This window comes from Runella sp. SP2, assembly GCF_003711225.1.
In the GTDB taxonomy this organism is placed as follows: domain Bacteria; phylum Bacteroidota; class Bacteroidia; order Cytophagales; family Spirosomataceae; genus Runella.
Genome location: NZ_CP031030.1, coordinates 5,617,531 through 5,632,078, shown reverse-complemented (window position 1 = coordinate 5,632,078; position 14,548 = coordinate 5,617,531). Strand labels below are relative to the sequence as shown.

General features: G+C 45.2%; 11 protein-coding genes. All 11 read left to right on the top strand.

What is annotated here, in order from left to right; translation table 11 throughout:
- Positions 1-6 precede the first annotated feature (6 nt).
- The 11 genes from DTQ70_RS22725 (at position 7) to DTQ70_RS22680 (ending at position 14,535) form a co-directional block, all read left to right on the top strand.
- Positions 7-2,418 (top strand): ABC transporter permease, encoded by a 2,412-nt coding sequence (locus tag DTQ70_RS22725; RefSeq protein WP_122932932.1) that lies wholly within the window; start codon positions 7-9, stop codon positions 2,416-2,418.
- 15 nt (positions 2,419-2,433) lie between these two features.
- Positions 2,434-4,851, top strand: a complete 2,418-nt coding sequence (locus DTQ70_RS22720) for an ABC transporter permease (RefSeq protein WP_122932931.1) — start codon at positions 2,434-2,436, stop codon at positions 4,849-4,851.
- 2 nt (positions 4,852-4,853) lie between these two features.
- On the top strand, positions 4,854-7,274 hold the full coding sequence (locus tag DTQ70_RS22715; RefSeq protein ID WP_122932930.1) for an FtsX-like permease family protein: 2,421 nt from the start codon (positions 4,854-4,856) through the stop codon (positions 7,272-7,274).
- 118 nt (positions 7,275-7,392) lie between these two features.
- Entirely contained in the window at positions 7,393-9,801 is a 2,409-nt protein-coding gene (locus DTQ70_RS22710) for an ABC transporter permease (protein WP_122932929.1), read from the top strand.
- A gap of 114 nt (positions 9,802-9,915) precedes the next feature.
- A complete protein-coding gene (locus DTQ70_RS22705) occupies positions 9,916-10,326 on the top strand; it encodes a hypothetical protein (protein WP_164490164.1) in 411 nt (136 codons plus the stop codon).
- A 21-nt stretch (positions 10,327-10,347) separates the two neighbouring features.
- Entirely contained in the window at positions 10,348-10,800 is a 453-nt protein-coding gene (locus tag DTQ70_RS22700; RefSeq protein ID WP_122932927.1) for a hypothetical protein, read from the top strand.
- 90 nt (positions 10,801-10,890) lie between these two features.
- Positions 10,891-11,517, top strand: coding sequence for an FISUMP domain-containing protein (locus DTQ70_RS22695; RefSeq protein ID WP_122932926.1), 627 nt, complete (start codon positions 10,891-10,893; stop codon positions 11,515-11,517).
- Between the two features lie 176 nt (positions 11,518-11,693).
- Positions 11,694-12,134, top strand: a complete 441-nt coding sequence (locus DTQ70_RS22690; protein ID WP_229599993.1) for a two-component regulator propeller domain-containing protein — start codon at positions 11,694-11,696, stop codon at positions 12,132-12,134.
- Complete coding sequence (locus tag DTQ70_RS30845) at positions 12,097-12,240, top strand: hypothetical protein (protein WP_164490163.1); 144 nt, start codon at positions 12,097-12,099, stop codon at positions 12,238-12,240. The genes DTQ70_RS22690 and DTQ70_RS30845 overlap by 38 nt, the downstream gene beginning before the upstream one ends.
- A 202-nt stretch (positions 12,241-12,442) precedes the next feature.
- Positions 12,443-13,567: a two-component regulator propeller domain-containing protein gene (locus DTQ70_RS22685; RefSeq protein WP_229599992.1), complete on the top strand. Its 1,125-nt coding sequence runs from the start codon at positions 12,443-12,445 to the stop codon at positions 13,565-13,567.
- A gap of 47 nt (positions 13,568-13,614) precedes the next feature.
- Entirely contained in the window at positions 13,615-14,535 is a 921-nt protein-coding gene (locus tag DTQ70_RS22680) for a winged helix-turn-helix domain-containing protein (protein ID WP_229599991.1), read from the top strand.
- Positions 14,536-14,548: the final 13 nt, after the last annotated feature.

Genomic DNA, 14,548 nt, shown 5'->3' with positions numbered 1-14,548 from the left:
AACACCATGCTACGAAACTACCTCAAAATCGCTTTTCGGAACCTTTGGCAAAATCGGGTCTTCAGCTTTATCAACATTGCAGGGCTGGCAATGGGTTTGGCAGTTACCTTGCTGATTGTGCTATACGTGGCTCATGAGTACAGCTTTGACCGTTTTCACGAACACGCTGACCGCATTGTAAAAGTAGAATACAAGCATGAGGAAGGCGAACAATCTTATACTGTCCCATGGATGTCTTATCGCTTTGCGGAAGCTGTTCAGCAGGCTTCGCCTGAGGTTGAAAATTATGCCCGCATTAAAGTGGGTAGCTATTCCACTAAGCAAATCATGTCCGATGTACAGCATAAAAACTACGAATCGGGCTTTGGTTTTGCCGACAATCGTTTCTTTGAGGTATTTTCTTTTCCCCTACTAAAAGGAGACCGTCAGACTGTTCTTTCGCGTCCATACACAGTGGTACTTACTGAAAGTATGGCTAGAAAGTATTTTGGTAGTACTGACCCAATTGGAAAAACAATTACATATGACAAACAACATCTTTTTGAAGTCGTTGGGGTTGTTGCTGACCCACCAATAAACTCCTCGATTCAATTTAACTTTTTGGCCGATATCGAAACCCAACGTGCCATGGACCGTGCTAGATACGAATCTATTTTGGGAAAAGAGCAGGCAAACAAAGAACTGGAGTCGGTTGGGGCTACGGGTGGATTTGACACCTATTTATTGTTAAGAAATGCAAGTAATGCTGCGACTGTTGCTTCTAAAATCCCGTCAGTTTTAAGCGAACAAGCAAAAATCAGGAGCAAAAATGACAAATTTTATTTATACCATTTGCCCCAATACCATTTTGAAGCTTCCCATAAAAGCATTCAAAGAACAGTTAATACGTTCGGTATCATTGCGGCTCTAATACTGAGTTTGGCACTCATCAATTACGTAAGTCTCACAACGGCCCGCGCAACCACTCGTGCGAAAGAAGTTTCGCTTAGAAAAACCGTAGGAGCGGCGCGTAAATCCCTCATTGTCCAATTTTATTTGGAATCTACCCTTTTTGTAAGCTTGGCTTTTGGGGGAGCACTATTATTTTTTGGTTTATTAAGACCTGTTTTTTATGAGCTATTACAGCTCAAGATTGAGACATCTTTTATATGGACACCTTATTTTTGGCTACCTGCTATTGGAATTTATTTGGTTAGTATCCTATTATCAGGGAGTTATCCTGCGCTTCTCCTTGCGAATTTTGCTCCAATTTCTATTTTGAAGGGAAAATTAGGAATGGGTAAGGGAGTGACAACCGTAAGGCAATCGCTGACAGTGTTTCAATTCACTATCTCGATTGTACTTATTATCGCTTCTATACTCATCAAAAAACAATTGGATTTATTTCTCAGGCAAGATGTTGGTTTGGAACGCGAACAGGTCATCGGGATTCGTTTAGATCCCGAAACTGGTATTGACAAACATTATACATCTCTTAAAAATAGCCTTAGCCAAATCAGCGGGGTGGAATCTGTGACCTCCTCGGATTTACCAATTTATGGCGGATACATGAATAGCTTGGATGTAAAAGCATTGCACACCAATAAAGTAGTCAGTGTAAATAGTTTTCCTGTTGATAAAGAATTTATTAACACTATGCGTGTGCATTGGGACATTACGCCTACCTCAAAGGAAATTCAAGATAGTCATGGCTCTATCGTCATCAATGAGGCTGCGGCAAAAGCACTAGGAATAAATGCCAAAAATTACCAACACCCCCTTGATATTGGTAGCGGAACACAGAAACACTTGATAGGCGTGGTCAAAGATTTTCCGTTTTCTCCACTGCATCGTCAGATTCGCCCAATGGCGCTTCTTATTCACAAAAACGATGTATTTCATGAATACATCTACCTCAAGTTAGAAAAAAATGCCAACGTTCGGGAGAAAATAGCGGTCATAAAGCATGTGTATGATAGCTATAAAGTAGATAAGCCATTCGATTATTATTTTCTTGATGAAGCTTATCGTAAGCTTTATGAGTATGAAATTAGTATTGGGAAAATCATTTTTGCCTTTACAGGTTTTGCTATCCTGATAGCGTGCCTAGGGCTATTTGGGTTGGCTACTTTTACCTCAGAACAACGTACGAAAGAGATTGGAATACGTAAAGTGCTGGGTGCAAGTAGTATTAGTATTGTTCGGTTGCTTTCAGGCGAATCACTGAAACTCGTTTTTTTGGGTATCATTCTAGCCTCTCCTATTGCTTATTATTTACTACGTACCTGGCTTCAGGGATTTGCTTATCGAATCGAAATAAGTGGGTGGTATTTTGTAATAGCCGCGTTACTGAGCCTTTTCATCGCTCTGTTGACAACAAGCGTTCAATCATTTAAAGCCGCCCTGATGAATCCTGTTAAATCATTGAAATCGGAATAATTCGACCTAAACACCATGCTACGCAACTACCTCAAAATCGCTTTTCGGAACCTTTGGCAAAACAAAGTGTATTCGTTTGTCAACCTTGCAGGGCTCACCCTCGGCCTGACGGTGGTGATGCTGATTATGCTGTACGTCAAAGATGATTTGTCCTTTGACCGAATGCACGCGAAAGGCCCGCAGATTTTTCGGTTGATACAAGACCGCAAAGACCTGCAAGGTAATCTGAGTAAAATGGGAAACACAGGGATGCCGCAAGGCCCCGCGTTTGTGCGTGAACTAGGTGATTTTGAGGCGTATTGCCGCTTTAAAAACGGCTGGAATACCCTCGTGAAGAAAGGTAATGAAGGGATTACAGAGAATTTGATGTACGCCGACAACTCCGTGTTGACCATGTTTTCGTTTGAAGTATTGGCAGGAGACGCCCGCACAGCCCTCAAGGATTTAAAAAACGTGGTGATTACCGACCGCATGGCCGAAAAGTATTTTGGAAGCCAAGACCCAGTGGGGAAGCTAATCCAAATCGGTGATGAAGGGGCGGCTTTTAAGCCGTTTGTGGTGGCGGCGGTAGTCAAACATCCGCCCGCCAACTCGTCGATTCAGTTTGATCTGTTGATGTCTATCGACCACCTCGTTTCACCTGACCCTCAGCAGCGCGCCAACGATGAAAATTGGTTTAATGCAAGTTTGAACACGTTTTTGCTGGTGAATCCCAAAGCAAACGTGGCGCAGTTGGGCAAAAAAATGGAGTCCGTGACAAAGAAGTACACCGCTGATTTTTTAGAAAGTGTGCGTAAAGACAACAAAGAGGGAAAAACCTACGAAATGAAGTTTAAGCTGCAACCCTTGCACGAAATCCACTTAAACCCCGAATATTATGCCTCCAATGGCTTAGAATACTGGTCAAATGAGCGTTATCCGAAGATTTTGACAGGGTTGGCGTTGTTGGTTTTGGTCATTGCCTGTATCAATTTTGTGAATCTTACGCTGGCTCGCTCGCTCAAACGCGCCAAAGAAATTGGTATCCGAAAGGCAACGGGAGGCACGCGTCAGCACATTTTAGCGCAGTTTTTGGGAGAATCGTTTTTGCTGACTGCTTTGGCGTTTATTCCGTCGTGGTTATTGGCTTATCTGTTGTTGCCTACTTTCAGCGAATTGACCGACAAACACCTCGAAAGCACGTACCTTTTTCAACCGACTACCTTGGTGCTTTTTGGCGCACTGTTGTTTTTGGTAGCGCTTTTAGCAGGATTTTACCCTGCGTTGGTGCTATCAGGTTTTCGTCCAATCGAAACCTTGCGTGGGCCGTTTAAACTAACAGGCCGACAAACCTTCGGGAAAGCATTGGTTGTGTTTCAGTTTGTGTTGGCAGGAGTGTTGATTATCGGGACGGTTATTGCGACTCGTCAGTTTAATTACATCGCTCAGGCCGAACTTGGCTACAAAACCGACAATATTCTTCGCTTTTGGCTACCTTGGGATCAAATAGAAAAAGTAGCCGCACCGCTCAAAAATGAGTTGGCGCAATTGCCGTACGTCGAAAAAGTTTCCAGCAAATCAGGGGATTGGAACAGCACCATTTACCAGATTAATGGCAAAAGTACCGACTATACTTACTACGAGTACATCGACGAAAATCATTTGCAATTGATGGGAATTCCGTTGGTGCAAGGGCGGTATTTTTCGTCAAAATATGCGTTGGATACGGTCTCGAACATCATTGTCAACGAGGCTTTTGTACGGGAATTTGTCCCTAAAGGTCAAAACCCTTTTACCCTGTCTATTCGCCAACAAGATAAAGCATTGAATATCGTCGGGATTGTGAAAGATTTCCACTATGCTTCGTTCAAGGAGAAAATAAAACCCATCGTGTGGGCGCGCGATACCCGTCGGCAAGCGGGCTGTGTTCACGTACAAATTACCGCCAACCACCAAAAAGAAGCATTGGCGCAGATTAAGAAAGTGTATAAAAAGTACGTTCCCTACCTTCCTTTGGAATATTATTTCTTGGAAGATTTTCGGATGGAACGCTACGCCGACGATTTGCGCTGGAAACAGATTTTGACCTACACGTCGTTGGTGGCTATTTTGATTGCTTGCTTGGGATTGTTTGGCTTGGCTACCTTCGTAACCGAACAACGTACCAAAGAAATCGGCATTCGGAAAGTGCTGGGTGCGGGCGTTACGAGCATTGTAGCGCTTTTGTCAAAAGACTTCCTGAAACTGGTGCTTATCGGCATTCTCATTGCTTGTCCCGTAGCCTACTACTTTGGTAATCAATGGCTTCAAGATTTTGCTTACCGCGTCGAGATAAATGCTTGGATGTTTGTTTTTGCGGGGGCCGTGGCGATGGTGGTTGCCTTAGGAACCGTAGCGTACCAAGCCCTTAAAACGGCGTTGACCAATCCTGCCAATACCTTGAAAACGGAATAATCATGCTACTACACTACATCAAAATTTTGCTTCGGAAGCAACCGATTTTTACCGCCATCAATTTTGCGGGTCTTGTGTTGGGAATGGCGGCGAGTTTGTTGTTGTTTCGGTACGTGCGTTACGAACAAACGTACGATTTACAAAGCCCACACGCGGGGTCGATTTGGCGGGTGTATAACCAAACCCTCAATGGGAAAACGGTCGTTAACCAAGACGCCAACACGCACAGCGCCGTAGGGCCTACCCTCAAAGCAACCGTGCCAAGTGTGGTCGATTACGCTCGTTTGTACTGTGGCAATACGCCCGAAGCTACGGTCGTAGTCGGCAATCAGCCTTTTGATATTCGTCGTTATTACGCCACCGACCAGGGGTTTTTGCGCATGTTTCCCCAAAAAATCGTGGAAGGAAACGCCCAAAATTGCCTGACGGCACCTCATACGGTCATTTTGACCAGCACGACGGCCAAGCGCTTGTTTGGGAATGAACAGGTAGTTGGCAAAGGGCTGCGTCTCAAAGATGGTCGCCTAGCAGGAACTTACACCGTGACGGCAGTGGTGGCAGACCCACCTCAAAACACCCACCTCAAGTTTGACATGTTGGTGTCGTACGCGTCGCGGTACGCGCGGGGGCACGAAGACAACTTTGAGTCGTACTGGGACTATAATTATTTCCAACTAGCGCCCGATGCTTCGACCGACGGGGTGACCAAAAAATTAACCGAAATCAACCAAACCTTTCTCAAAAAAGAAGGAATCCAACTTGTGATTCAGCCTTTTAAAGACATTCACCTCCATTCCAATCTTACCTACGAACTCGAACCCAACGGCAGCGCGCGCACGGTGCAGTTTTTGGGTATCATTGCTTTGGTGATATTGGTGATTGCTTTTGTGAATTACATCAACTTAACAACGGCACTTGCCAACGAACGCGGCAAAGAAGTAGGCGTACGAAAAGTGCTGGGCGCAAGCCGTGGCACGCTCACTCAACAATTTTTGTGGGAAAGCTTTGTTATAAGCAGCGTGGCCTTCGGGGCAGCAGTAGTAGGTGTGCAGCTGTCAACCGATTGGTTTGGAGGCATCGTTGGCCGCGACTTATCGGCGGGTAACACCGTCGATGGGGTATATTGGGGCGTAAGTATTGGGTTTATTGTCCTAATATGGTTTGTGGCGGGGCTGTATCCTGCCTTGCAGCTTTCGGGGTTTCGACCCGTGGAAGTGCTGCGGGGGCGATTTGTGGCGGGCAATACCGAAACGCTTCGCAAAAGCTTGGTGGTGGTTCAGTTTGCTTGCTCGGCGGGGCTGATTTTTGGCGTTTTGGTGATTGAAAAGCAGTTACATTTCCTCAATAACCACGAACTTGGTGTACAACTCGACCAGTTGGTGTCGGTCAAAGTACCTGCGTCTGAAGACAACCGAGACAGTACTATTTTTAGAAAACTAGCGCTTTTTAAGTCGGAATGTGCAAAGGTTGTAGGGATTGAAGGCGCGTCTTCGTCCAACATCGTTCCAGGTTTGGGCATCAACACGATTGCGGGAAGCAACCGTCCGCTTCATTGGGTAAAGAAACCTGATTTTGCCAAAATTACTTCCTATTTTGTGGAAACCGACCAAGACTTTTTCCCTTTGTTTGGGATTCGGCTGTTGGCAGGAAAACATCAATTCTTCCCTGACCGCGTAGCGCGATTTAACACCATTACCATCAACGAAACCATGCGAAAGGCGCTCGGCTTTCCGTCGCCCGAAGCGGCTATTGGTCAACAAATTGCCTACGAAAATAGCGAGAATAATTCCTCCATGACGGTAGGGGCGGTCGTAGAGGATTTTCACATCGAATCGCTCAAAAGTGCACCCAAGCCTACTTTTTACTACTGTTTTGCGCCGCAAGAGCTGGGATATTTGACCCTAAAAATGAATGTACGACAATTGGAAGCGTCGCTTGGTGCAATGCAATTGGCATGGAAAAAGATCTACCCCGAAGAGCCGTTTCGTTACTGGTTTTTGGACGAAAATTTTGCCCACCAATACCAAAATGAGCGCCAGTTTAATCGAGTGTTTGGCATTTTTGCCGTGTTTGCCATTGCGATTTCGTGCTTGGGTATTTTGGGATTGACGGCTTATAACGTACAGCGCCGCCGCAAAGAAATTGGCATTCGTAAAGTGTTGGGGGCGTCGGTGCTTAGCATTACGGTAATGCTCTCAACCAATTTTCTCAAGCTGATTGCTTTCGCGGTCGTGTTGGCCACGCCCGTCGCGTATTATCTGATGCGTCAGTGGTTGCAAGAGTTTGCCTACCAGACCGAAATCAGTTGGTGGGTCATAGCGGCTACTGCCGTTGGGGTATTGGCGGTGGCCTTGCTGACAGTCAGCGTTCAGTCGGTCAAAGCAGCGTTGATGAATCCCGTAAAATCGTTGAAATCAGAATGATTTTCCGTAGATACGTTGCATGCAACGTATCTACGATGTTCAAACAATTAAGGTTTTTTAACAGACCGTCAATGCGTTTTGTACGTACCTTGCTGTGCCATTTTAAACGTACAAAACCATGCTTCAGAATTACTTCAAAATCGGCTGGCGCAGCCTGAAAAAGAACAAGTTATACGCTATCATCAACGTCTTTGGGCTTTCAGTGGGCATTACCTTTACGATGCTGATGGGAAGCTACGTTTGGGGAGAATGGCGGGTGAACGCCGAACTAAAAGACCTCGACCGACAGTACATTCTCAAATCGAAATGGAAACAGCCCAACATGGGCATCGAAATCACGACCATTGCGCCGCTGGCCAAGGCTTTGAAAGAAAATTTCCCTTCGTTGGTAGAAGACTATTATCACTTTGATGGTGTGACATCGGTGGTGTCAAAGGGTGACAAAAATTTCCGAGAAGACCTTCAGCTGGGAGATTCTACACTTTTGTCGATGTACGGTTTTCCGTTGTTGGACGGCGACCCCAAAACAGCCTTGAGTCAGCCCAATTCGGTGGTGATTTCGCAAAAAACGGCCTTGAAATATTTCGGAAAAACCAACGTCGTGGGCCAAACGCTTCAAATTGAGTCATTTTCGGGCGAGCGCCGCGATTTCATGGTGTCAGGTGTTTTGGCCAATATCCCCTACAATTCCGTGACGCAATTTGTGTCGAGCGAAACCCCCATCTTACTTCCGCTGAGGAGCTTGGCCTTCTTTGGCCGCGACGGAGCTATCACCTCTTGGGACAACGTGTATGTGGTCAATTACGTAAAACTCCGAGCAGGAGCAACCCTTCCCGCGTTAAAACGAGCGATTGCACAGCTGATAGCCACCCATTCGTCCAAAGTCATTCAAGAAAACATCGAAGTTATTCCTACCCCCCTTTCCACACTTTACCGCGAAGACAACAACGGACTCGTGAACAAGACAATACTTACCTTGAGCTTGGTTGCGTTTTTTATTTTGCTGATGGCCGTGGTCAATTTCGTCAACCTTTCGATGGGTGGCTCGGCGGCACGTCTCAAGGAAATTGGCGTTCGGAAGTCGCTTGGAAGTACAAAAACCCAATTGATGCGGCAGTTTTTGGCCGAATCAACCATTTTGGCCCTGTTCAGCACGGTTGTTTCGTGGGGCTTGTACGAACTTTTACGACCATCGTTTAGTGAGTTTTTGGGAAAAGAGCTCCTTCATTTTTCTGATGCCCCATTGGCTTTTTTGTCGGCAGGCATCGGTTTAGGGGTACTTGTAGGTGGCTTGGCGGGAGCATATCCTGCGTTTGTGCTTTCTTCTTTGCCCTCGGTGGAGTCCATCAAAGGCAAGCTCAAAAACGTGAAAGAAAACCGCCTTTTTAAATATTCGCTCATGGTAGGTCAGTTTTCGGTGGCGATGTTTGTGTTTGGAGCGGCAGTGATTATCACGAATCAGGTCAATTATTTCTTCGATAAAGAACTGGGATACTCCAAAGAGGCGATTGTGTGGGCGTCTGTCCCGCGCGATTGGTCGGCGAAAGGCGTGGCCAAAATGGAAACCATTCGCAATGAAATGGCGCGTTTGCCGCAGGTGAGCGAGGTATCGTTGTCGTACGAAATCCCCGACGGACGTACGGGGTTTCAGTCGGGCATTTTTAAGCTGGGGCAGGATTCTACTCAAGCGACGTTTATGCCTGTGTTGCAAACCGACGAACATTACGCCCAAACTTACCAAATTCCGATGGCGAGCGGGATTTATTTTGGGCAAAATCCAGCAATAGGTGCTCAAGTACCGCTCGTCATCAACCAATCGGCGGCTAAAAAACTCGGCTTTACGCCCGAAAATGCCCTTGGTCAGCAAGTGCGTTTGGTAGGGTTTGGACAAATTTTTCACATCGTGGGCGTCACCAAAGATTTTCATTTTCAATCCATGCGCGACCAAGTGGGAGCATTGGCCTTCGTTCACCTCAAAACCCTGAATAACTATCGCTACTTTTCGTTCAAATTGCGGCCTGCTACCGTGGCAGCGGGTGTTGCGGCGGTAGAACACAAATGGCGAGAATTACTCCCTGGCGCTCCTTTTGAGTATAAGTTTTTGGACGACATGCTTCAAAAGCTCTACCAAACCGAAATTCGCCTCAAAAAAGCTGCCCACACGGCTACCTTGTTGGCCATTATCATTGTATTGTTAGGAGTCATCGGCATGGTGTCGCTCAGTGTGACGCGTCGTACCAAAGAACTCGGAATTCGTAAGGTCTTGGGCGCTTCGCCTGCGAGTTTGGTGGGCTTGTTTTTGCGGGAGTTTTTGGTGGTAGCGGCCTTGGCGATGGCAGTCGCGTTTCCGTTGGTGTTTGTGAGTATGAAAAATTGGCTTCAAAGCTACGCCTATCGGGTCGAAATGAGCTGGACATCGTTTGCGTTTGTGGCAGGAAGTTTCGGAATTGTCATCATTCTTCTGGTAAGTGTGCAAACCATAAAAGCTTCATTATCAAACCCTACGCATTCGATAAAAGTCGAATAACAAACTTTTACATTTCGTTTACATTCTTTTACGGGAAAAATTTAGAAGATTTTGTGGGTGAAAATACCTTTGTCAACATCAAAGGAGTAAACACCTATAAACAACCTAAAGAGAATGAAAACACTGAAACGAATGTGGTGCGTGGCGGGCTTCGTGGGCGCGTCATTGATAGGGCAAGCGCAGACCAAATTTTCAAATTGTTCGGCGGTTTTTATTGATAATAGGATGGTAGTCGATGACTATTCTCCCACGGGAAAGTGTGCCTTGACGCAAGACGCGCAGGGGACGCTTTCGGTGGCTGAAGCGACCTACGAAAACAACCAGTGGCACCAAACGGCAGCGATTGACTTCATGGTGGCGATTCGGGACAAAAACAGCAAAACGTTGACAATGTTCTCGAAAGAAGTGTACCAAAAAGTGGACATCAAAAACGTGCTTTCAAAGTGCAACAAAGGAGACGCAATCGTGCTATTGACATTAAAAGACTCCTACGCACTCCCTCATAATGAAATCGTAATTCACTAACTATCAAACCTCTTTACAATCATGAAAACACTATCATTTATTGGACTTGCTGCCCTCGGTATGCTCGTTTTCGTAGCGGCAACCACCGCTGTTCCAACCACTAATTCGACCAACGACGCTAAAATGACCGTGGCTTTGCGCTTAGACGGCCAACCACTGAACCAAACGGAGCTATCGACCGTGAGCAGTGGCGTTTTGACCGTAAATTCATTAGAGTCAGATTCAAAAATGCCTTTCCGTATTTACCTAAAACGCGGTGACCAAAAAGTGAGTTTTGGAGGACAAACCAACGGAAAAGAGCAATACGAAGCTGAAATTGGGTTTTTGGTGTCACGGGCACGTTTTGGCGACGCGTTGGTGGTAGAAACCGTAGGAAATGCGGCCGAAAATCAAAAGCCTAAAGTGGTATTTACCAAATACCTTTTCCCTCTTAATTTTAAGAAAGTGACGGCTCAAAATGGCGATGGCTGTTAGGCATTGAAGGGGTCAGACGGTAGTCAGACCCCAGAGTAGGATGCGTGGTCTGACTACCGTCTGACCACGTAGCTTCAATCCGAAGTATATATGGTAAAACAGCACACCATTACGCTACTTGTTGTCTTGTTTTTTACTCAGGCAGGCATTGCCCAATCCACTGGCACTTTTACCGACTCACGCGATGGGCAAACGTATAAAACGTTCAGCTTTAAAAATGCTTCGACCGATACCATAGTTACTTGGATGGCCCAAAACCTGAACTACAAAGTGCAGGAGAGCTACGCTTATGATGACAAAGAGAGCAATCGAAAAGAGCTCGGCTTGCTTTACACTTGGGAAGCCGCGAAAAAAGCCTGCCCCAGCGGTTGGCATTTAGCAACGGATAGCGAATGGTCTATGCTGGTGACTAAATTCGGTGGAATGGACAAGGCCAGCGAAGCCCTGAAAAGCGTCAAAGGTTGGGCGGAAGACGGCAACGGTACTAACAGCAGCGGGTTTAACGGTCATCCGGCAGGTATTCGTAGAAATAATCTTTATGAGGTGATGAGTGTTATGGGTTTTTGGTGGACGTCCACACCTTCGGGTGAGGAGGGTAAAGCCTGGGGATGGAACTTCAGTTATGGTGGCCCAGGGGAAAAACCACTTAAAACAAAAGCGTTCCGTTTTCCTGCCTCTGTTTCTTACGCAGAATCTGTTCGTTGCGTCCAGGATTGATTTATCTAGTGAATGCAGCGGGTCAGAAATAATATGAATCGTTGAGTTTAAAATCATTTGTCATATCATTAATCAATATCATTTCTATTGTAGGTCATACTAAAAGACACTTTTACAATGAAAGTAAAATCAGATAGACAAAACCTGTTGTTCATTCTCAAATTGGCACCACACGGTTGAAATACACCAAAGGAGTTCGTTCAATTTTAGAAGATAGTAAAGGAAATATTTGGTTTGGCAGTCATAACGAAGGTGTGTGTATGCTTCAGAATGGTCGGTTGCACTATTTTACAACCCAAAACGGATTGAGTGACAACCAGGTGAGAAGTATTTATGAAGATAAAAATGGTATCATCTGGTTTGAATGTGGAATTGGGTTAAGTAGATATGATGGTGAAAAAATGACTGTTTACAATGAAAAAAAATATGATTCAAAAAACGGGTGGAAATTAACGGATAGTGACCTTTGGTTTAAAGGGGATGAAACTGCGGGTTACAATAAACTTGAAGGTGGACCAGGCGTGTATCAATATGATGGAAAAAACCCCTGTAGCTGTGTGGCGATACGATGGGCATACCATGAAAAATTTCACTCAAAAAGATGGTCTGGATGGTGACTTTACTTGGATTATTTACAAAAGCAAAGCGGGTGAATTGTGGTTTGGCGGAGGTCCCAATGGTGTGTATCGTTTCAATGGCAAGTCTTTTGAACGAAGATATTAACTAAGCCAACAATCTATATTGCTAGGCAGCTTTCTTTAACTATTACCCGCTGATTTACGCCGATTGAAAGTCGCAGAAGGCGCTGATTAATGACCATATAAAGCCCTTTTTCAGCGAGAATCAGCGTTTGTAATTCTGCGGCTTTCTGCGGGTAAAAAATAAAATTAGAAAAAAATAGCGCCCCTTTTAACGTCTCAAAAAAATGATGAAATACCTTCCTATTTATGCCTTGGTCTCTGTGGTTATTTTTTGTACATCTTGCAGCGGACAAGAAAAAACAAACACACAAAAAGGCTCAAATACGTCCAAACCAAGCCCCAAAATCATAAAAAACTTTAAGTCTGTGGGGTTGGCGCCCGATTTTGACACGACTCTGGTCAGCCAATACATCCGAAGTATTTTTCAGGATTCAAAAGGGAATTTATGGTTTGGTACCATAGGGGAAGGCGTCGTGAGGTACGATCAAAAAACCTTGACCTACTTTTCCAATCCCGACGGGTTTTATAACCAAACCGTTTATGCCATCAATGAAGATAAAGAAGGCAATATGTGGTTTGGCACCGACCAAGGCGTGTATAAGTATGATCCCAGACGGGCAGTCGGGGAAAGATTTAAAAATTATAATCAAAAAGATGGCCTGAACCACGTTGACATTACTCGAAAAGGCATTCTTGTTGATAAATCGGGCACGGTTTGGGTTGGTACGCATGGCGGCGTTTACCGCTATGACCCTGTGGCCGATAGCGAGGGCCGAAAAAGTTTTTCATTGTTTAAAGAACTTGCTACTGTAAACGTTGCTGGCGTCATGGAGGACAAAAGCGGTAACATCTGGTTTGCGTCTTCTAATCAGGGGGTCTTTCGTTATGACCCTGAACAGAAAGGGGATAATGCTATTACTCATGTGGCCGAAAAAGAACTATTGGGGGAGAACTACGCGGGAGGAATTGCCCAAGACCAAGCGGGTAATATGTGGTTTACCATGAAAAATGGCATTTGCAAATACGACCCAAAACAGGAAGTGGGAAAAAGATTTACCGAATACACGTCCAAAGACGGATTAGGCGGAACGGAGTTTTGGGGAATCATCATTGAGCAATCAGGTATTGTTTGGATTACCGCCCGAGGCAGCACGACGCGCTTTGACCCTTCTGTTTCCTTGTCGAATACTAAAGCATTTACCGTGTTTACAGTAGCAGACGGACTCACTTGCTGTGTTCAAAGTATGTATCAGGATAAATCAGGAAACATGTGGTGGGGTACGGGACAAGGGCTCTATCGTTTTGATGGCAAGCGCTTTTATCAAGTGAAAAAAAACGGCCCTTGGTAGTACGTTACTGATTGTAAGCTATTTCTACTAAATTTGATACAGAACTTATGGAAATCATGACGGGGAAATTGGCAATTGGGGCTTCATTGTTGGTCATCAGCTTGCTGTTTGGGCGGTTTGCTTGGTTTACTTCTGCCCCCGAATCGAGCACTTCGCAACGATTTGAGGAGAAAGTCAATCTGGCACTTCGCCGTACAGGACATCGCCTTTTATTGGCAAGTGGTGATTCTACGTCTCGCATTACTGCGGTCAAAAAAACAGCGGAAGGTACCTATGTATTACAACTAAGTAGGGCCTTCAATTACAGTCAGTTACCATCTTTGTTGCAAGAATCTTTTGACCTTCATGGCATCAAAATCAACTACGATGTAGCGGTCATCGACTGTAAAACCAATGAACTGCAACTAGGATATACCTTTTTAGATTATTCCAAAAGTAAAGAAGTGGCTTGCATTGGGCGTGAGCAACTTTTGGGATGCAATAATGTAAAAGTAACGTTTGCACTTTCTGCCAATTCTCCCTCCTCAACGAATCCCGTTTGGTGGACGTTAGGGCTAGGCTTGGTCTTGGTCGGCATTTCGTACGGGGTATGGTCGCGAAAAAAAATGACCACTGCGTCAGTCATTAAAACACTTCACGAACAGCCGATTGAAAAACCTGCACCTGCACGACTGACGTTTGGAGCATCGAGTATGGATTTAGAAAATCAAATGCTTTACATTGCTAACACACAACAAAGCCTGACCTACCGCGAGGCAAAATTGCTCCACTTGTTTGTGAAAAATCAGAATCAACTCCTTGAAAGAGAGTTTATTCTAAAATCGGTTTGGGAAGACGAGGGCATTATTGTGGGGCGCAGTATTGATGTTTTTGTCTCTCGCCTACGAAAATTACTCCAGGAGGACACTTCCCTAAAAATTGTGGCCGTTCACGGTGTTGGCTATCGCCTGGAAGTGGCTGCTTCTTAAAATACCCTGATAA